Annotated in this window: 20 protein-coding genes; 4 read left to right on the top strand and 16 right to left on the bottom strand. The window is 67.0% G+C overall.

What is annotated here, in order from left to right:
* Positions 1–112: 112 nt before the first annotated feature.
* From ACE3P0_RS12895 to ACE3P0_RS12865, 7 genes are all read right to left on the bottom strand, one after another.
* Entirely contained in the window at positions 113–1,114 is a 1,002-nt protein-coding gene (locus ACE3P0_RS12895; RefSeq protein ID WP_374403053.1) for a PHB depolymerase family esterase, read from the bottom strand.
* Positions 1,115–1,223: 109 nt separating this feature from the next.
* Positions 1,224–2,354 (bottom strand): alpha/beta hydrolase, encoded by a 1,131-nt coding sequence (locus tag ACE3P0_RS12890; protein ID WP_374403052.1) that lies wholly within the window; start codon positions 2,352–2,354, stop codon positions 1,224–1,226.
* 171 nt (positions 2,355–2,525) lie between these two features.
* Positions 2,526–3,278, bottom strand: a complete 753-nt coding sequence (locus ACE3P0_RS12885) for an SIMPL domain-containing protein (protein ID WP_374403051.1) — start codon at positions 3,276–3,278, stop codon at positions 2,526–2,528.
* A gap of 111 nt (positions 3,279–3,389) precedes the next feature.
* Positions 3,390–6,059: a TIM-barrel domain-containing protein gene (locus ACE3P0_RS12880; protein WP_374403050.1), complete on the bottom strand. Its 2,670-nt coding sequence runs from the start codon at positions 6,057–6,059 to the stop codon at positions 3,390–3,392.
* A 78-nt stretch (positions 6,060–6,137) separates the two neighbouring features.
* Positions 6,138–6,437 (bottom strand): YciI family protein, encoded by a 300-nt coding sequence (locus ACE3P0_RS12875; RefSeq protein ID WP_374403049.1) that lies wholly within the window; start codon positions 6,435–6,437, stop codon positions 6,138–6,140.
* 4 nt (positions 6,438–6,441) lie between these two features.
* Positions 6,442–6,750, bottom strand: coding sequence for a putative quinol monooxygenase (locus tag ACE3P0_RS12870; RefSeq protein ID WP_374403048.1), 309 nt, complete (start codon positions 6,748–6,750; stop codon positions 6,442–6,444).
* Positions 6,751–6,791: 41 nt separating this feature from the next.
* Positions 6,792–7,628: a helix-turn-helix domain-containing protein gene (locus tag ACE3P0_RS12865; RefSeq protein WP_374403047.1), complete on the bottom strand. Its 837-nt coding sequence runs from the start codon at positions 7,626–7,628 to the stop codon at positions 6,792–6,794.
* Positions 7,629–7,854: 226 nt separating this feature from the next.
* Between ACE3P0_RS12865 and ACE3P0_RS12860 the strand changes: the two genes are divergently transcribed.
* Together ACE3P0_RS12860 and ACE3P0_RS12855 are read left to right on the top strand one after the other, a co-directional pair.
* Complete coding sequence (locus ACE3P0_RS12860) at positions 7,855–8,997, top strand: ABC transporter substrate-binding protein (protein ID WP_374403044.1); 1,143 nt, start codon at positions 7,855–7,857, stop codon at positions 8,995–8,997.
* A 92-nt stretch (positions 8,998–9,089) separates the two neighbouring features.
* Complete coding sequence (locus ACE3P0_RS12855; RefSeq protein ID WP_374403043.1) at positions 9,090–9,437, top strand: hypothetical protein; 348 nt, start codon at positions 9,090–9,092, stop codon at positions 9,435–9,437.
* A gap of 7 nt (positions 9,438–9,444) precedes the next feature.
* On the opposite strand, the gene ACE3P0_RS12850 is transcribed toward ACE3P0_RS12855, so the two are convergent.
* From ACE3P0_RS12850 to ppgK, 3 genes are read right to left on the bottom strand one after another with little or no spacing between them, the layout of a single operon-like run.
* A complete protein-coding gene (locus ACE3P0_RS12850; protein WP_374403041.1) occupies positions 9,445–9,777 on the bottom strand; it encodes a YnfA family protein in 333 nt (110 codons plus the stop codon).
* A gap of 7 nt (positions 9,778–9,784) precedes the next feature.
* Positions 9,785–10,402, bottom strand: a complete 618-nt coding sequence (pssA, locus tag ACE3P0_RS12845; protein WP_374403040.1) for a CDP-diacylglycerol--serine O-phosphatidyltransferase — start codon at positions 10,400–10,402, stop codon at positions 9,785–9,787.
* A gap of 18 nt (positions 10,403–10,420) precedes the next feature.
* Entirely contained in the window at positions 10,421–11,167 is a 747-nt protein-coding gene (gene ppgK / locus ACE3P0_RS12840) for a polyphosphate--glucose phosphotransferase (RefSeq protein ID WP_374403039.1), read from the bottom strand.
* A 167-nt stretch (positions 11,168–11,334) separates the two neighbouring features.
* Between ppgK and ACE3P0_RS12835 the strand changes: the two genes are divergently transcribed.
* Positions 11,335–12,474 carry an SLC13 family permease gene (locus ACE3P0_RS12835; RefSeq protein WP_374403038.1) on the top strand — a complete coding sequence of 380 codons (1,140 nt, stop codon included), beginning with the start codon at positions 11,335–11,337 and terminating at the stop codon, positions 12,472–12,474.
* Positions 12,471–13,346: a trypsin-like serine protease gene (locus ACE3P0_RS12830; protein ID WP_374403037.1), complete on the top strand. Its 876-nt coding sequence runs from the start codon at positions 12,471–12,473 to the stop codon at positions 13,344–13,346. Before ACE3P0_RS12835 ends, ACE3P0_RS12830 begins: the two co-directional genes overlap by 4 nt.
* Before the next feature lie 117 nt (positions 13,347–13,463).
* Here the strand turns inward: ACE3P0_RS12830 and ACE3P0_RS12825 are convergent, their stop codons facing one another.
* The 6 genes from ACE3P0_RS12825 to ACE3P0_RS12800 all read right to left on the bottom strand — a co-directional run bounded on the left by ACE3P0_RS12825 (position 13,464) and on the right by ACE3P0_RS12800 (position 18,841).
* Positions 13,464–14,072 (bottom strand): PEPxxWA-CTERM sorting domain-containing protein, encoded by a 609-nt coding sequence (locus ACE3P0_RS12825; RefSeq protein WP_374403036.1) that lies wholly within the window; start codon positions 14,070–14,072, stop codon positions 13,464–13,466.
* Between the two features lie 336 nt (positions 14,073–14,408).
* The gene (locus tag ACE3P0_RS12820) at positions 14,409–15,458 is read right to left on the bottom strand and encodes a S66 peptidase family protein (protein WP_374403035.1); all 1,050 of its coding nucleotides are present in this window, start codon (positions 15,456–15,458) and stop codon (positions 14,409–14,411) included.
* Between the two features lie 18 nt (positions 15,459–15,476).
* Positions 15,477–16,058 carry a GNAT family N-acetyltransferase gene (locus ACE3P0_RS12815; RefSeq protein WP_374403034.1) on the bottom strand — a complete coding sequence of 194 codons (582 nt, stop codon included), beginning with the start codon at positions 16,056–16,058 and terminating at the stop codon, positions 15,477–15,479.
* Positions 16,059–16,191: 133 nt separating this feature from the next.
* Entirely contained in the window at positions 16,192–16,977 is a 786-nt protein-coding gene (locus tag ACE3P0_RS12810) for a MetQ/NlpA family ABC transporter substrate-binding protein (protein WP_374403033.1), read from the bottom strand.
* A gap of 146 nt (positions 16,978–17,123) precedes the next feature.
* Entirely contained in the window at positions 17,124–17,798 is a 675-nt protein-coding gene (locus tag ACE3P0_RS12805) for a methionine ABC transporter permease (RefSeq protein WP_374403032.1), read from the bottom strand.
* Positions 17,798–18,841, bottom strand: a complete 1,044-nt coding sequence (locus tag ACE3P0_RS12800) for a methionine ABC transporter ATP-binding protein (RefSeq protein ID WP_374403031.1) — start codon at positions 18,839–18,841, stop codon at positions 17,798–17,800. The genes ACE3P0_RS12805 and ACE3P0_RS12800 overlap by 1 nt, the downstream gene beginning before the upstream one ends.
* Between the last annotated feature and the right edge of the window lie 188 nt (positions 18,842–19,029).

Genomic DNA, 19,029 nt, shown 5'->3' with positions numbered 1-19,029 from the left:
CCCCCGCGTGATGCGGGTGTTGCACCGGCGCCTAAGTTGAGGCGCCGCGGCCCACGGCAGCACAGCGCTTGCAGCGTGGCACCGAGCGGGTCGGCCGATGACGCGCATCCCGCTAGCGCCGGGCTGTGACCGACTGGAAGAAGTCCCAGATCACGTCGTTGGCGTTGATCGCCTGACTTGGTTGCTGGCGCGACAGTGTGGTCACGCCGCCGCCGGGCCAGCTGTGTTTGCCATCTTCGGTGACGCACAGCTCGACGCGGGAATTGCCGGTGCAGCCGTCATGGACTTCGCAGCGCGCACCGGGCACCGCCAGCACTTCGCGCGCGGCGCCACGGCAGTTGTTGCGCGCGACCCAGTTCGAGATCGTCTGCGGCACCGAGACGAACTGCGTGACCTTGCTCTCGTCGCGGAACGCGCCGGGCCCGGCGCCGCCCTCGAAAAGCACATGGTCGTCGTTGCGTGCATGGATGTGCAGTACCGGAATCGGCCTCGCAGGCGCGCACGCGAGCGTGTTGTCGGTGCCGGCGATCGAGGCGATGGCGGCGAACAGATCCGCCGCTTCGCAAGCCAGGCGGTGGCTCATCATGCCGCCGTTGGACATGCCCATCGCGAAGACGCGCGTGCCGTCGATCGCATAACGCTTTTGCAGATCGGCGACGAGGGCGCGCACGAAGGCCACATCGTCGACGCGGGCGTCGCGCGCCTTGCCGCAGCACGCACCGGCATTCCAGGTGGCGAACTTGTCGCCCATCGCGCCGGTGCCGTTCGGGAAGGCGACGATGAAGCCGGCGCGATCGCTCTTGCCGACGATGCCGTAATGTTCGTCCTTCGCCATGTGCTGCATGTCGCCGCCACCGCCATGCAGCGCAAGCACCAGCGGCGCCGGGCGTGCCGGGTCGTAGCTGGCCGGAACATGCACCAGATAGCGCCGCACCACGCCGCCGACCTCGACGCTGTACTCCGCCGTGCCACCCGCGGGCGCCGACTGGCTTCGTCGCAGCTTCAGAAACTCACGCAAGGGGCCATCGGCGTGCGCGTTCACGCATCCGATCGCGGTGAGGGCGATCAAGCCGATTGCGTAGAGCTGGGCGAGGCGGATCAACGGTCGCGGCATGGCGGTGTTCCTCAGCGAGACGCCGCTCCGGGCGGGCGCGGGCGAATGCGACGAATGCTATCGGCGCCGCTGCTGGATGTCATGCGCCGGGATGAGCCTGCCCGCGGCATTACAGCGGGTCTGCCAGGAACACGTCGCAGGCATGTGCATCGGGCAGCGTCGCGGATGGCTCGTCGAGCAGCGCAGCCAGAAAGGCCGCGTGCCATTGCTCAGGTGCATGTGTGTGTGGCCACCAGCGCAGTTTCACGCTGCCGCCCTTGGCGTTCAGGCGCTGTGCGAAACAGGCCGTAGCCAATGCGAACGGGGGTTCGAGCGCGCCCGCGCTGAGCTCGAAGCGCGCGCCCGGCGCATCCGGAATCGCATACTGCGCCACCATGATCGGCGACATCACGATGGCGCGCCCGAACAGATCCGGGTGCTGCAAGGCCATCGCGGCAGCCCAGTCCGCCCCGTTGGATGAGCCGGCGACGGTGCGTGAGCCGGGCTCCTTACTCGCGCCTAGCGTCGATTCGGCCCACGGCATGAGCTCTTCGATGATGAAGCGTTCGTGCGCTGCAAAGCGTGCCGGGTCGCTCGGCACGCCCTCGCGCTTCGGGAAGTCCACGTACTCGGCAAAGCGCGCCGCCTGGTCCGCTTCGATCCCGACGACCACCATTGCAGGCAAGCGGCCCGCCTGCATCGCGGCAAGCAACTCGTCGCCGAATTCCGCCGCACCGTCGGCGATATAGATCACTGGGTAACGCTGGCTCGCCGAGTGTCCCGGCGGCAGCCAGACCCTGACCTGGCGGCCTTGCGGAAGATGACGGCTCGGCAGCGTGAGCATCTCGACCGCCCGTCTTTCGGCTGCGCGCGGGCGTGCCGCGGGCCCGTTGAAGTGCATTGTTTCGCGGACGTCCTCGCCCTCGGCGCCCGTGGCGACGAAGCTGAAGCGCTCGGCGAGCGCGGCGAGGTTCGGGACCCGCACGCTCGCGGCCCACTCGTTCGCCGTGAGCCGCTGCAGCGCGACGCCGTAGTTGCCGTAAGCGCCCTCCACGCGCACTGCGGACGCTGCGCCCCGCCAGCGGAAATCGAGCGTGTCGCCACGGCGGAAGACTCGCCCGCCACTGTCGAAATGCGTTGTCTTGAGTGCCGCCGCGGCGGGCGTCAGACATGCGAGGTAATCGGGGGTATCAATGGCAGAACAGGTCGGCAGGGTGCCTGGATCCGCACTGGCACTGGCGGTCCAGAATCCCGTGAGCAACGCGAGGCAAGTCAGCGTGCGGCACTGACGCAGCAAGCGATGGAGTAAGCGTGCAAAACGCTTGATCCTCGTGTGCGGGGACGATCGCGAAACCGCGGTTTCCTGCTTTCTGTCGAGAGAGTCACGACGCTGTCGCATTGCTCTGCCCTCGTACGCCAATGGCCAACCTGCTTAACGGTCAATCCGGTATTCGATCGTCACCACCACGCGTGCGATCTTGTCGATGGTGGTCTTGTCGTAAGTGCCGCCGTAGTCGGCGTTCTCGGATGTGGCACTGGGGGGCAGGATGTAGAAGGCGCCCTGCGAGGCGGAGCGCATTGCGCCGACCTTGACGCCGCCGCTGCGGGCGAACTCCTGCGCGCGTTTCTGGGCGTTGTCGGTGGCACTGCTGATCAGCGACATCTTCACGTCTTCGAGCGTCGTCAGCAGGTAGACCGGCGCCTCGTCGAACACCGGTCGGCCGTCTGCCTTGAGCTTGAGGATTTCGCGGCTGGCGGCTTCGATACGGGCTAGATCGCGGGTGCTCACCACCAGCGATTGCGTTGCCTGAAAGCCCTTCTGGACTTGTCGGGTAGATCCGTTGGCGCGCTCTTCTTCAACAAACGCCGGCTCAACGCGCTCGCCACCGACGCGGATTGCGCTCGTCGGGATACTCTGCTCCGCGAGGAAACGATCCAGCGCCGGACGCTCCGCGCGCAAGTTCTTCAGCGCAGCGGCGAAGGTGTCGCCGCGGGTGCTGACGGCGACGGTCCACTCAGCCAGATCGGCCTTCACCGGCTTCTCTGCGAGGCCCTTGACGACGATGCTCTGCCGCCCCGCCCCTAAATCACGCGCCTGCCAGCCGAAGATCAATGCCGCAATCGACATCCCCAAGGCGAGCAGCAGCCCGAGGATTCCGAGACCCTTCGTCATGTCGTTGTTCATCGTCGTTCCTTTTCTTGATGCCGAATCAATGCCGCGACGGAAGCTCGCGAGCGCTTCGTCGTATCCAAGGCCATCAAACTATGAACGATGACCTGCAGGGGCGTCGTGGCCCTATTCGACGTTCCGACCAAGAATCGTTACCGACGCATCCGCCCCGCGCATGCCGAGCGTCGCTTCATTGCTGCTTCCCTCCAGCCGAACCTTGAAACGCCGTACCTCCGACGCATCGGGGTAGCTGCCAGTGCGTGGGCCGATCATCAGTTCGCCTTTGACACCGTCCCACTTGAGTTCGGTGGTGGCGAATTCACCGCGCTCATAGTGGTAGCCGTCGCCGGCGTCTTCATACAGCGTGAAGTCCGCATCGGCGCCGGGATAGACCACGAGCTCGACCGGCGCGCCGAGTTGTTCCTCGCTGCGGGTTACGATCGGCCCCAGCGGCAGGATGCTGCCGGCACGGACATAGAGCGGAATGCGGGCGATCGGCGTCGCGACCGTCAGCGTTTGCCCGCCGGCGTGGCGTTCGCCGCTGTGGAAGTCGTACCAGTCGCAGCCGGCCGGCAGGTAGACGCGGCGTTCGGCCGGCACCAGCTCGGATTTCGGTGCGTGGCCCGGCCGGCGCCAGGACAGGCTCATCTGCGCGGCGCCGTGGCGGTGCTGGTGTTCGACGCGCAGCCGAATCTTTGCGCCGGCGGTGAGCGTGCGGCGCAGCGTGGTGGTCTGCATGCCCTGCGCCTGCCAGGCGTCGATCACGCATGCGTCGTCAAACCACATGCGGCGGCCGTCGTTGCCGTAGAGCAGGAACTCGTAGTCGCCGCTGTCGGGCACCGTGAGTTCGGCATCCCAGCGCAGGCGGTAGCCGGCGAAGGGCAGCCCGGGTGGCGGGCCGCCGGCCCAGCTGCCGTTGAGTTCGGTCTCAGTCTTGCTGAACACCGCGGTGTCGGCGGCCTCGTCGGCATAACCGCGCCAGGTCAGCCCGGGCGCACCCTCGGGCGTGCGCAGGAATTCGCTCGCGACGATCTCCGCTTCGCGGCGCGGTTCGTGGAACATCGGTTCCAGCACCGGGCAGACCATGATCGCGGGGCCGAACATGAACTGGTCGGCGATGCCGTAGGTGGCCGGGTCGTCGCGGAAGTCCATCGCCAGCGGGCGCATCGGCGTACCCCCTTGCGAGGTGACGTCCCACGCCAGCGAATAGATATACGGCAGCAACCTGTAACGTAGTTGCGCGGCGGCGAGCAAGGCGTCGTAGGCCCAGCTGCCGGGTTCGCCGAAGTGCCAGGGCTCGCGCGCAGTGTTGGTGCCGTGCGAGCGGAACAGCGGGCAGAAGGCGCCGTACTGGAACCAGCGCACGTAGAGCTCGCGGTAGGCCGGGTCGCGATTGCCGTCGGGGAAGCGCGCACCGAGCCCGGTGGTGAAGAAGCCGCCGATGTCGGTGGTCCAGTACGGCATGCCGGCCGCGGCGAAGTTGAGCCCCGCGGCGACCTGTTCGCGCAGCACCTTCCACGTCGCCGCGATGTCGCCAGACCAGCTCGCCGCCGCGTAGCGTTGCTGGCCCGCGAAGCCGGAGCGCGACAGCGTGAACACCCGCTTGCCGTTGTTCATCTCGCGCTGGCCTTCATAGACGCCGCGCGCGGTGAACATCGAGTAGCCGTTGAGCACACGGCGCCAGCTGCCGAGCGCCGTGTCACGCTGCGCGGTGCAGGCGCGCACGCCGTCCATCGGGTCGTGGGTGGAGACGAATTCCGGCTCGGTGCCGTCCATCCACAAGGCGTCGACACCTTTGTCGATCAGCCCGCGCTTCACATGCTTCCAGTAGATCGCGCGGCCCTGTTCGCTGTAGGCGTCGTAGATGTGGCCCCTGGCCCAGTGCGGATACTCGAAGAGCTGGCCGGCGGCCTTCAGTTCCTCGAACAGCGCGCAGCCTTCGCCGACCACTGGCCATAGCGTGGTCATCAGGCGCAGGTGGTGCTGCGCGTGCAGCTCGCGGATCATGCCCTCGGGGTCGGGGAAGACCTTGTCGTCCCACTCCATGCAGCTCCACGGCTTGTCGCCCCAGTACTTCCAGTCCTGGATCAGCGCGTCGATCGGAAAACCGAGTTCGCGGAAGCGGCGCGCGGTGTCCAGCAGCTCGGCGCGGTCAACATAGCGTTCCTTCGACTGCCAGAAGCCGTAGGCCCAGCGCGGGAACAGCGGCGCCGCGCCGGTGAGCAGGCGGAAGCCGGCGACGATGCGGTCGAAATCCGGCCCCCACACCACGTAGTAGCGGATGCCGTCGGCGCAGTCACTCTCGAAGCGGAAGCTGTCGCCCGCGCTCGCGAAGCGTGTCAGCGCCATCGAATCCCACAGGATGCCGTAGCCGGCGGTGGAGACGAGAAACGGCACCGCGATGCCCTGGTTGGACTGCGCCAGCAGCACTTCGCGATCGCGCCAGTCCCATGCGCCGCCGGGGTACTGACCGAGGCCGTAGAGCGCGTGCGCCGGGTCGGCGCGAAACTGCTGCGCCACCCGCAGGGCTTCCTCGGCGGGCGACCAGCTGCTCGCTGAATGGGTCAGGAACACCGTTCCGTCTGCGTCGGCGAATTGCAGGCCGTCTCCGACGCGGGTGACATGCGGCGGGGCGGTGTGCAGCTCAGCTTCCGGGGCATCGGCCTGTGGCAGCACGAACAGCGACTCGGCGAGCGCGTGGCCGTCTGGCGCGATGCTGACGCACACGATATTCGCTGCCACGGCGCGCACGCCGACGCGGGCACCAGCGATCGGGAAGTTCAACAGCGCGGGCATGTCGGGTCCTCCGGGGGCACAAGAGGCCAGCATAGCGCCGCGCTGGCTGGCCAGGGCTGCCCAGATCAAGCTTGCCGGTCAGGCCGTCGGCGCCTCGATGAAGCTGCCGAGTGCCGGGTGTGCGGCGCGCGCGACGAACTCGATCACCCGGTAGCGCACCACGTCGGCCACGACGAAGGGGTCGCGCCGCATCATTGCTTCGACCTCCTCGCGGGTGCGCACGCAGGCAATGATGACGCCGCCTTCCCGCGGCACCTGCGGGCCGGACAGCAACAGCTTCCCCGCCGCGTAGTGTTCCGCCAGGTGGCGCCGATGCGCCTCGACGTGGCGGTCGATCTCAGCCGGCGGGGCGACGTAGTCGAGCAGAATCAGGAACATCGCCTCAGGCCCTCAGATCCTTGATTGACACCAGCGGTTCGAAGAAAGCGACTTCGGGGGCTGCCGCGCACAGATCCGGCACGACTTCGAGTACCCGCTTCAGGTAGGGCGTGCCCATGTGCGTGTCGACGGCAGCCTGATCCGCATAGCGTTCGTAGAAGTAGAAACGGCCGGGCGACGTCGGGCTGCGGTGCAGCGTGTATTCGATCGCGCCGGTTTCCTGTGCGACCTGGCTGACGAGTTCGCGCAGCGTGGCTTCGAGTTCGGCTTCGCGGCCGGGGCGGGCTTCAAACAGGGCGGTGACGACGGTCATGCGGTGCTCCTTGGCCAGCGCCGGAGCAGGGGTGCTCCGCTTCAACGCGGCAGAGGCACCTTATCGGGCGTGAAGATCGGCGGATTGTAAAAATGCGCCGTCGGCGTTGCCGTCTGCAGGAAGCGCGCTGGCGCGTGGCCAACGAAGCTCTGGAAATCGTGGATGAAGTGCGCCTGGTCGTAGTAGCCGTGATCCAGCGCGGCGGCGAGGTAGTCGCCATCGCCGCCGAGCAGCAGGTCGCGCACCGTCAGATGAAAGCGTGCGGTGCGCTGGAAGGCCTTGGGTGTCAGCCCGATCTGTTCGCGGAATACGCGTTCGAAGTGGCGCCGGCTCAGGCCCAGCTGGCCGGCCAGCGCATCGATGCGCACCTCGCGGTGGCGGTAGTACAGCGCACGCACCGCCAGCTCGATTGTCGGCTGCCGTTTGCCGTGGCGCGCAAGGCAGGCCAGCAGCCAGTCTTGCAGCAGCGCGATGCGGGTGTCGTTATCGGCCGCCAGTGCGACGCGCTCGGCGATGGCTGTGCCCTCGGCGCCCCAGATATCGGCGACCGGGATCGCATCGTCGCCCAGCGCCAAAGCCGGTAGCGGGCAGAAGTGCCGCAGCGCGCCGGAGCGCAGGCGTACCGAGATGAAACCGACGCTACCTTGCGCCACCGGCCGGTGCGGTGCGCGCCGGGCGCACAGCAGGTAGGCAGCACCGAGGTTGCTCAACCCGCGTGTGCCGGCGATCGCCATCGGTGTGCGGTAGTGGAACAGCAGTTCCGCGCCGGTGCCGGGCAGCAGCAGCGGCATCGTGGGTGCAGCGGCGCTCTCACAGCCCCAAAGGCGGTCCACGTAAGGCTGCAGGGCAGGGCGAGGGATGACGAAGTGACGATGCACGCGGGCGCCTCGAGAAGCCCGGATTCTATCGCGCTCGTGCGCCGTCGACGGAGGGGCTGTCTTGCCGCGCGGCAACGCCGCAGATTAGTCTGATTGCTAAACAAATGACATCTGCATCGACGACCTGCGCTGGCTCAAGGGAACGCGTTCTCGTGATCGGTACGGTGGCGACTTTCACACCTTCTGTGTTGCGTTCGCGCCGCACCCACCCTGCGAGGAGCCCCCCATGCTGCCCCCCGTTCGATGCATGCTGTTCGCCACTACGATGAGCTTCGCGCTCGTTACCGGAACCACCCACGCGGCCGAAGCCCCCGGCATCACCGACAAGGAAATCCTGATCGGCCAGACCGCCGCACAAACCGGCCCCGCAGCCGATCTTGGCCACGACGTGCGTCTTTGCATCGAAGCCTATTTCAAGGAAATCAATGCAAGACGCGGCGTACACGGGCGGCAGTTGCGGCTGCTGTCACTCGATGACGGTTACGACCCCGAACGCGCCGCGGCCAACGCGAAGCAACTGATCGAGAAGGACAAGGTCTTCGCGCTGCTGGGCAACGTCGGCACGGCAACCGGCCTGGCGGTGCTGCCGGTGATGAATGAAGCGAAGGTGCCGTTGGTCGGCCCCTACTCGGGTGCCGAATCGCTGCGTGGTCCGGACAGCGGGCTGATCTTCCACATTCGCGCCAGCTATTCGGACGAAGCGCAGGCGATCATCAAGTCGATCGCGAATCCGGCCGGCCGCCGCCTGGCGGTGCTGTACCAGAACGATGCCTTCGGCAAATCCGGCCTCGCCGATGTGGAGCACGAACTCAAGCGGCTCAACGTCGCGCTGGTCGCCAAGGCGCCGGTCGAGCGCAATTCGACCGACGTGGCTGCGGCGGTGGATGCGATCAACAAGGCCAAGGCCGACGGCGTGATCATGATGAGCGCCTACAAATCCAATGCCGCTTTCGTGCGCGAACTGCGCCGCCGCGATCCGCAGTCCTTCACGCAGTTCTGGGCGGTGTCCTTCGTTGGCGGCAAGGCGCTCGCGAACGAGCTCGGCCCGGACGGCCGCGGCGTGGCGGTGTCGCAGGTCGTGCCCTTCCCGTGGGGCGATGTGCTGCCGGTGGTGCGCGAACACGCCAAGGCCATGCCGGCGGACGCCGTTTCGTTCGCCACGCTGGAGGGCTACATCGACGCGAAGGTGTTGGTCGAGGGCCTCAAGCGGGCCGGCAAGAACCTGACGCGCGATGGCCTGGTGCAGGCGCTTGCCAGCGCCGGCAAGCTCGACGTCGGCGGCTTCGCGGTGCAGTTCTCGCCGACCGACCACAAGGGCTCACGCTATGTCGACCTGACCATGATCGGGCGCGGCGGCTTCATCCATTGAGCAACGCCAACGCGGGCGCCGGGCTTTGGCGGATAATCCGGCGCCACGAGGCGGCCTCTGCGGGCCGCCGCCCATTTCTCCGGGAAGCTTCGATGCCGCGCTGCCTTTGTCTGATGCCTGCCCTGCTGTTCGCCTGCATGACCTTCTCGGCCGACGCTGCGCCGCTGAAGATTCTGGGTTTCGACGACATGAGCTGCGCCGCGTGGACTGCCAGCAAGGGCGACGCTGATACGCGGGCACAGCAGATCGCCTGGGTGCGCGGCTTTCTCAGCGGCCACAACTACGCGCGGCAGAGCCAGCAGGTGTCGGAAGTCTCCAACGGAACGGTGGAAACCTTCGTCAATCGCTACTGCAGCGAGAAGGCGCGCGGCAACTTCGCCGAAGCGGCGCAGCGCATGAGCGACCAATATTCCGGGCGCAACGCGCCGATCACCAAATAGCCCTGCCTCAGGCGCCGCGCGGCGCGAAGAATATGATCGCCATGCCGCCCAGCGCGACGGCAGCGCCGATCAGGTCCCAGGCCGTCGGGCGGATACCATCGACCGCCCACAGCCACAGGATTGCGACCGCGATATAGACGCCGCCGTATGCGGCATAGACCCGCCCCGCCGCGGCCGGGTGCAGGCTCAGTAGCCAGGCGAACAGCGCCAGGCTTGCCGCCGCCGGCAACAGCAGCCAGGCACTGCGTGCTTCGCGCAGCCAGAGATAGGGCAGGTAGCAGCCCAGGATCTCGGCCACCGCCGTGGCGATGAAGAGCCCGAACGTCTTCAGCGCGAACACCGGCGCCTTACAGCTTCGGGATACGGATGCGGCTGATCATCAGCGAGCCCGAAATCGCGAACATCAGCACCAGCGGATGCAGCTGGAAGCCCGCGATCTTCACCATGCCGCCCCACATCGCGTCGCCCAGCGCGTCGTTGGCGGCGGCGATTGCCAGCGCCGCCACCAGCGCGAACGAGGTCGGGATCGGCGTGCCTTCGAAGTACTTCACCTTGCCGGAATCGTCGGCCAGCTCCTCGGCGGTGACGTTGTAGCGGGCCAGGCGCGATACGCCGCAGGCGACGAAGAAGACCAGGATGATGCGGTCGTACAGACCCTGCATCCCTGCCGCGTAGGCGATCGCTGCCGGCGCGACGCCGAAAGAGATCACGTCGGCCAGCGAATCGAGCTCGCGCCCCATCGCCGAGCTTTTCTGCCGCCAGCGCGCGATGCGGCCGTCGAGCACGTCGAACACCAGCGCGAGCGGGATCAGTGCGCAGGCAAAGTAGAAGTGCTTCACATCCTGCAGCTGCAGGTAGCTCATCACCGCGAACAGTGCGCCGACACCGCTGCAGGCGTTGCCGAGCGTGAACCAGTCCGCGAGGTGGAACTCGCGGATCATCGAGAAGGGTTTGGGTTTGTTCATCGCGTTGCCTTGCGTCGCTCAGCGCGGCAGTTGGGATTCGGCATACAGTGCCGCGCCAACGATGCCCGCCTGGTTGAGGAAGCTCGCCGCCACCACCGGCGCGCGCACCGTGATCTGGGCGGCGTACTTCTCCAGCTTTGCACTCGCGCCACCGCCGAGAATCACCAGATCCGGCCAGAACAGCGCTTCCATCGTTGTCAGGTAGCGGTTGAAGCGCTCGCCCCACTGCTTCCACTTCAGGCCCTCGGCATCGCGCACCGCTTCCGATGCGTAATGCTCGGCCTCCATGCCGTTCTTCAGTTGGATATGGCCCAGCTCGGTGTTCGGCAGCAGCTGGCCGTTGCTAAAGAAGGCGGTGCCCAGCCCGGTGCCGATCGTCACGATCAGCACCACGCCGCGGTGGTCCTTGCCGGCGCCAAAGCGCATCTCGGCCATGCCGGCCACGTCTGCATCGTTGGCGACGAAGCAGGGGCAGCCGGCCTGTTCGGAGAAGTAGTCAGCGACCGAGAGGCCTATGAAGGCGCTGTCGATGTTCGCCGCGGTGCGCGCGATGCCATGCTGGATCGCGGCTGGGAAGCCGATGCCGACCGGGCCGCTCCAGCCATGTTGTTGCACCAGCTCGCGCAGCGTCAGCCCCACGGCTTCCGGCGTGGCCGGCTGCGGCGTCTGGATACGGATTCGCTCGGTCAGCAGTTCGCCGGTATCGGTGTCGACGATGGCGCCCTTGATGCCGGATCCGCCGACATCCACTCCCAGGATTTTCAAGGTGCTTTCCCCAAGTCTTTCGCGGCGATTGCCGCACCGCCGCCGATTATCGCCGACGCGGCGGCCTGCGCGTGCATCGTCCGGATCAAGCTTTGCTGGTTCCGCAACCGCGCCCGGGTCACTGAGGCGACACGTAGAATCCAGCCACGCACACCTTAGATTGCCCCATGCACCGCCTGCTCCTGATTCCCGCCCGTATTGCCGCCCGCCTGCGCCAGGACGAACTGCTGCTGATTCTGCTGCTGCTGTGTGTCGGTTTCAGCTTGCTGCACCCGGCGGCCGTCACCGGCTACCCGCAGCTGGTGGATTGGCCCACGATCGCCGCGCTCGCCGGCCTGCTGTTGCTCACTACCGGGCTGGAGGAGAGCGGCTTCCTGCAGCATGCAGCCTTCCATGTGGTGACCCGCATGCACACCGAGCGCCATCTCGCGCTGCTGCTGGTCGGCGTGTCGGCGGCCCTGGCGACGGTGCTGACCAACGACATCGCGCTCTTCATCGTGGTACCGCTGACGCTGGGCCTGCACGGCATGGCGCAGTTGCCGACCGCGCGGCTGGTGATCTTCGAGGCGCTCGCGGTGAATGCCGGCTCGGTGCTGACGCCGATGGGCAATCCGCAAAACCTTTTCCTGTGGCATCGCTCCGGCGTTTCCTTCGGCAGCTTCGTCGCCGCGATGGCCCCGCTGGCCGCGATCCTGCTCGGCGCGCTGCTGCTGCTCACCTGCTTCGCCTTCCCGGCCCGCCGCATCGACACGCATGAGGACATCGCCCCGCCGCCGCTGGCACGCCGGCTTTTGTGGGTGAGCCTCGCGCTGTATCCGGCGTTTCTGCTGCTGCTCGACGCACACCAGCCCTGGCTGGGCCTCGCGCTGGTCGGCGCGGTGTTCCTGTTCGCCTTCCGCGCCGTGGTGCGCGAAGTCGACTGGGCCTTGATCGTCGTGTTCATGCTGATGTTCATCGATTTGCGCCTGGTCGCCGAACTGCCCGCGGTGCGCGACGCGGTGGCTGCGATCGGTCTGCACGATCCGCAGCGGCTCTACGCCGCGGGCGTGCTGGTCTCGCAGCTGATCAGCAATGTGCCGGCAGCGATCCTGCTTGCCGAGCATTCTGCGCAATGGCAGGTGATTGCGTGGGCGGTGAATGTGGGTGGCTTCGGCTTGCTGATCGGCTCGCTGGCCAACCTGATCGCGCTGCGCCTGCTCGGCGACCGCCGCGCATGGCTCGGCTTTCACCTCTGGTCGCTGCCCTTTCTTGCCGTCGTTGCGGCGCTGGCGTGGGTGTGGCTGTTCATCGTGCGGGGCCTCGCGTGACGGCGCTGCGCGGCATGGCGGCCGCGCTGCTGCTCGTGCTGTCGGCACCGGCGTTGGCGATCCTCGGCGGTCTGCCCGACGGCGACGAGCCGGATTCGCCCGAACGCCGCGTCGATCCGGATGGCTGCGATTCGCCCTGGGCCGGCGTTGTCAGCGTGCTGATCGGCAACGGCGTGTTCTCTGGCGTCGTGGTCGGCGACCGCTGGGTGCTCACCGCCGGCCATGTCGCGGCGGGGCGGCGCTTGAGCCCCGGCGACGTGCGGGTGCGCGTGCCCTGCGGCCCGCTCACCGAGGGCGTGCTCGAAGTCGTGCCGCATCCGGGCTTCGCCGGCTACAAGTCCGACCGCATCAACCTCGATGACCTCGCTCTGCTACGCCTGCGCGAGCCGCTGCCGGCGAACGTGCCGCGCTATCCGCTGTTCGATCGCCCGCCGGCGCGTGGCATCGTGCTGACGCTGGTCGGCTACGGCAGCGGTGGCAACCCGCGCGACGGCACGACGGTCGGCGCCCGTGCCGATACCAAACGCGTCGGCGAGAACGCGCTGGACGACTGGGTCGCCCGCCCTGGCCAGGGCCCGGCGGCCTATGTATGGGATTTCGACGGCCCCGACCCGGCGATGAGCCTGCTCGGTGGCCCCAGCCTCGGCAACCGTCGCGAGGCCACTGTCGCCAGCGGGGATTCCGGCAGCCCCGCCTTCGTGCGCGACGCCGAGCACTGGGCGCTGGTCGGCATCAATACCTTCCAGATCCAGCTGCCGGCCAAGCCACCCAAGATCTCGGTGCCGCCGCCGCGTTTCGGTTCCGGCGGCGGTGGCATGCTGATCGCGCCCTACGCGGCGTGGATTCGCGGCGTGATCGACGCCGCGCGCTGAAGCGCCGCACTGCAACGGCGTTTGGCGCGAAGCTGGCTCTTGGCGCAACGCTTACGGTACCCACCAACAAAAAGAGCACCGGCAAGCCGGTGCTCTTCTGCCTCCTTGCGCCGTCGTTCAACGCATGCGGCGGCGGCGCGCGGCTGCCCCGACCAAGCCCAGGCCGGCCAGCAACATCGCGTAGGTCTCAGGTTCCGGCACCGCGTGCACCGCAGTCAGCGTGAACTGCACGTCGCCACCGCTGCGAATGGCGTCAAAGGTGTAGGTGTCGGAATGCGCGCCGGCATGCGCGAGCAGCGATGTGGTGCTGCTGCTGAAGTTCGGCACGTTGTTCTGCACCCAGACGTAATGGAAGGCATCGCCGGTTGCCGCGTCGCTGCTGTGCGGGGCGGTCACATGCTGCGCATCCAGTGTGGCGGCGAGCATCGAAAACGAGCCCAGATCCGGCAGCGATACCGACTTGGTGTAGGAGGCGAGGCTGACGTTCCAGTTCACCAGCTTCGGCGTGGAAAACAGATTCAGCGTCGAGGTCGCGTTGAGCTGATCCCAGGTCCACTGGACTTTCAGGTCCGTCGCCGTATCGGTGATCACCGTCGGCGCCAGATCAAGCGCCAGCGAAGCAGGCAGTGCAGAGGGTTTGCCTGCGGCGGCAAAGGCGTACGCATTGCCCGCCGCAAGAGCGGCCACGGACAAGGCTACGGAAAGGACGATCGGCTTCAAGCGCATTCATGACTCCCGGGAGGGGCAGGCGGACAGGGTTTGTCGCGCATGCCGGATTCAGACTGGGTGTCGCCGGGGTTTGTGGCCAGCGGCGACGCTGCACTGCACAAGCAGAAACAGTGCCAATGCGCTGCATGGTCGCCGAGCGGGCCGCCGCTGCCGGAGTAATTGATCGGCCGTTGGACAATCAAATCGAGTGCTGGCGCGGCATTCCGGCCGTTTCAAGCGGTCGAGCCACGGTCGAATGCGAGGCCCGGACCGCCGTTGCATGCGGGGTTGCCGAAGGCAGGTGTAAGTTAGCCCGACAGGCTGCGCCTTGGTCGTGCGGTCTCAGCAGACGCGCTAAACGAAGTGCTGGACGATCGAACCACTGCCGTCGGCGAAGCTGACCTCGGCGAACGCACCGTTGATCAGGGTGAGCTGGGGCGGCAAGTGGCCGATGTCGACATCGAAGAGCACAGGGCAGCGCAAATCCGCGAGCGCGGCCGTGAGCGCGTCCGTGTAGGTCAGGCGATCGGGCGCCGACGGGCTAGGGCCTGCGCTGCGGCCAATCAACACGCCCGCGAGTTCATCAAACCAACCGAGGCGCCGCAAGGCGAGCAGGGCGCGCAGCAAGCCCGGCGGGTGAATCTCGGCGTTTTCGAGATACAGGATCGTGCCCTCGTTTCGATGGCGCCGGACGAAGCCGGGCACGTCGCCGAATCGGCCACCGGCGAGCCATGCGATGGTGTCGAGGCAGCCGCCGATCAGGCGACCGCGGAAACCGAGCGCGGCGGTGCTGCCGTTCAATTGCTTCCAGCGCGTTGGCTCGGTCAGTGCGCAGGGCGCGTCCGGGTGTTGGCCGATATCGGGCCCGTGCGTTTCGAAGCGCGCCGAAGCGTTCTGCCTAACCGACGAACCATGCGGCGTGGTCAGAACGGCAAGGGTGGCGTTGGTCAGTGCGTCGGCCTGGGTTGGCACGCGCTGCATCAGGTTGGCCCCGTGCGCGGTCGCCCAACCACTGATCAGCGTCAGTGGCAGATGCAGGGTCGACAGGTCCGAGAAGCCGAGGTGCCACTTCGGTCCGGCATCTCGCAATGCCTCGAAGTCGAGCAGGGGCAGGAGATCGCTGGCGCGTTCGCCACCCCAGGGTGGCATCACCGCAGCGATCGACGGGTCATGCATGAAGCGCATCCATTCGGCAGCGCGTTCTTCAGCCGGCGCGCTGGCGTCCTTGAACTGGGCACGCAAGCAGCGCCCTTCAACGACCTTGAAGCCGGACGCCTCAAGGTGGGCGATCGCCAGATCAAGCCGCGGGTGCCACATCGGCGGTACGCCGGACGAGGGTGCGGTGATCGCGATCGTATCGCCGCTGCGAAGAGGTCGGGGGTACTTGAGGCGGGTGGGCGTCATGTCAGGAACGGTCGCCTGTCAGGTAGTCAGCGCATAGATGCAGGTATCGCGAAGCCTGCCGTCCGGCTGTTTGCGTTCGTTGCGCAGGATGCCTTCCAGCGCGAAACCAGCGCGCTCGACGACTGCACGGCTGGGCAGGTTCTCGGCGTCGGGCCGCGCCTCGATCCGGCGCGTGCCGAGCTGTGCCCGTGCGAAGCGGGCGATGCCCCGGATCGCTTCGGTGATGAGCCCGCGGTTCGCATAGCCGCTGCGCCCCCAGTAGCCGATCTCGCAACTCGGGACTTGCCAGTCGAGGCGATGAAGGCCCGTGGCGCCCACAAGGGTGTCGTCGTCCCACAGGAAGATCAGCATCGGCATATCCGTGCGCAGCAGAAAGTCGGCGTGGCCGCGGCGGCAATACGCCTCGGATTCGTCGGCCGAGGGCTCACGGAGCGCCCACGGAAGGGATGCTGGCCAGGCGCGAAGTTCGGCGAGGGATTCGAGTACCGCGTCGTAGACCGCCGATCCGTCACCCGGCCGTGGCGCGCGGACCAACAGGCGTTCGGTCTCGAACTGGTCAGGGATATCGAGCAGGATCGGCGGCGTGACGAGTGTGCCCATGTCTGGCGGTGGCGCGCGGTAGTCAGGATGCCCGAGTCTAGAGCGGCGGGCTGATGTTGGCGACGTAGTGTTGTCGCCGCGAAGCAAAACGGCCGCTTGCGCGGCCGTTCTTCAGGGTGCTGCGGGCGGGCGATCAGAACGCCGGCACCACCGCGCCCTTGTACTTCTCTTCGATGAATTTCTTCACCGCCGGTGTACGCAGTGCGGCGACGAGTTTCTTCAGGGCGGGGTTGTTCTCGTTGCCAGCGCGCACGACGAGGATGTTGGCGTAGGCCGATTCGCCGCCTTCGATCGCGAGCGCGTCGCGGGTCGGCACGAGGCCGGCTTCCAGCGCGTAGTTGGTGTTAATCGCGGCGAGGTCCACCTGGTCGATCACACGGGGCAGCGTCGCCGCTTCGAGCTGGCGGAACTTGAGCTTCTTCGGGTTGCTGGCGATGTCTTTAGCGGTGGCCTGCAGGTTCTTCGGATCCTTCAGTTTGATCAGGCCGGCCTTTTCGAACAGCAGCAGCGCGCGGCCGGCGTTGGTCGGGTCGTTCGGAATCGCGACGGTGGCGCCTTCCTTCACTTCCTGCAGCGACTTCACTTTGCGGCTGTACACGCCGAAGGGCTCGACATGCACCGCGGCAATCGAAACGAGGTGGGTGCCCTTTTCCTTGTTGAAGCTGTTCAGGTAGGGCTGGTGCTGGAAGAAGTTGGCGTCGAGGCGCTTCTCTTCGACCTGCACGTTCGGCTGCACATAGTCGGTGAAGACCTTGATGTCGAGATCGACGCCCTGCTTGGCCAGTTCCGGCTTGATGAACTGGAGGATTTCGGCATGAGGTACCGGTGTCGCGGCAACGGTCAGCTTGTCGGCGGCAGAGGCGTTCAGGGCCAGCGCGGCGAGCAGGCCGGCGGCGAGGGCAGAGAGGGATTTTTTCATTGCGCGTTCCTGCAAATCTGACGGAATAAGAAGGCCCGGGCAGTGCCGGGCCGGTGTCCAGATGATCCTTGCCGTGGCAGGCAGGGTCAATGGTCAGCTTGGAATGAGGAAATCAGGAATTGTGATTAGGCCAATGCGATATCCGCTCACTTGCGGCTGAAGTGGTGCACCAGCCGATCGCCGGCCATCTGCAGCAGCTGCACCAGGATCAGCAACAGCAGCACCGTCACCACCATCACATCGGTGCGGAAGCGCTGGTAGCCGAAGCGCACCGCGAGGTCGCCAAGGCCGCCGCCGCCGATGACGCCCGACATCGCGGTGTAGGCGACCAGCGTGATCGCGGTGACTGTCATCGCGGCGATGATGCCGGGCAGCGCCTCGGGCAGCAGCGCCCACACCACCACTTGCCGCGTGCTCGCGCCGGCCGCCAGCATGGCTTCGACGATGCCGCGGTCGACCTCGCGCAGTGCGGTTTCGACCAGGCGTGCGAAGAAAGGCGTGGTCGCCACGACGAGCGGTGGTATCGCGCCGGCCACACCCAGCGAGGTGCCGGTGATCTTCACGGTGATCGGGATCATCAGGATCAGCAGGATGATGAAGGGCAGCGAGCGCAGCACATTCACCGCGAAGGACAGCGCGCCGTACACCGCCGGCTGGCGCAGCAGCTGACGCGGGCCGGTGAGGAACAGCAGCACGCCCAGCGGCAGGCCGGCGAGCGCGGTGAACAAGAGCGAGGCACCCAGCATGATCAGCGTGTCGAGCGAGGCGGTACCGATCTCGGCCCAGTCCATTGCCTGGATGATTTCGAGCAGCGTTTGCATCAGCGGCCTCCTTCGGTGGCGGGCGCGGCGTCGCGCAGTGTTTCCACATGCACGCCACGCGCGGCGAGTTGCTGAAGCGCAGCGTCCACCGAGCCGGTGGCGCCGTCGAGCGCGAGGGTCAGCTGGCCGCAGGGCGTGCGCTTGATGCGTTCGACGCGGCCGAACAGGATCGAGAAGTCCACGCCGTGTTCGCGCGCGACACTCGCGAGCAAGGGTGCGTAGACCTGTTCGCCGACGAAGCTCAGCCGCACGATGCGGCCGCCGACATGGGCGAAATCGTCATGCTCTTCATCGGCATCGAGATGTTCGGCCTCCTGCACGAAGCGGCGCGTCGTCGCATGTTTCGGATGGAGGAAAACCTCGGTGACCGGGCCCTGTTCGACGATGACGCCGCCGTCCAGCACCGCGACGTGGTCGCAGATCGCGCGCACGACGTCCATCTCGTGCGTGATCAGCGCGATCGTGAGGCCCAGGCGCTCGTTGATCTGCAGCAGCAGGTCCAGCACCGAGCGCGTGGTCTGCGGGTCGAGCGCGCTGGTCGCCTCGTCGCACAGCAATAGCTTGGGTTCATTCGCCAGCGCACGTGCAATGCCGACACGCTGCTTCTGCCCGCCGGAGAGCTGCGACGGGTACTTGTCGCCCTGGTCGGCGAGGCCCACCAGATCGAGCAGTTCAGCCACGCGCGCGGCAATCTTCGCCTTGTCGCGCACGCCGGCGATGCGCAGCGGCATCGCGACGTTCTGCGCCACGGTGCGCGAGCCGAGCAGGTTGAAGTGCTGGAAGATCATGCCGACGCGCTGGCGCAGCCGGCGCAGGCCAGCGTCGTCCAATGCCGTCACGTCTTCGCCGGCGATTTCGATGCGGCCGCTGCTGGGCGATTCGAGCCGGTTCAGCAGCCGGATCAGCGTCGACTTGCCGGCGCCCGAGTGCCCGACGATACCGAAGATCTCGCCCGCGGCGATGCTCAGGTTCACGTCGCGCAGGGCGTGTATGTCGCGATTGCCGGCTCGGTAAACCTTGCCGACCGCTTGCAGATGGATCATGCGTTCCTCGCTGGGCTTGCTCCGGCACCAAAACGAAAAACCCGCAGAGCAGGGCTGTGCGGGCGGCCGGTAGCGTCGTGGGCAAGGCGGGAAGGGCCTCTTCGCGGTGGATTGCCCGGCAGCCTTGCGCCGGATCAGGCCTCCGGGCTGGCGAGCCCACCGTGCCACGGTGAGGCGCAAGTATACCA

The sequence above is a fragment of the Niveibacterium sp. genome, from assembly GCF_041909475.1.
Classification (GTDB): domain Bacteria; phylum Pseudomonadota; class Gammaproteobacteria; order Burkholderiales; family Rhodocyclaceae; genus Niveibacterium.
The sequence above is the reverse complement of the archived record's forward strand: the minus strand, read 5'-3'. Positions and strand labels throughout refer to the sequence as shown.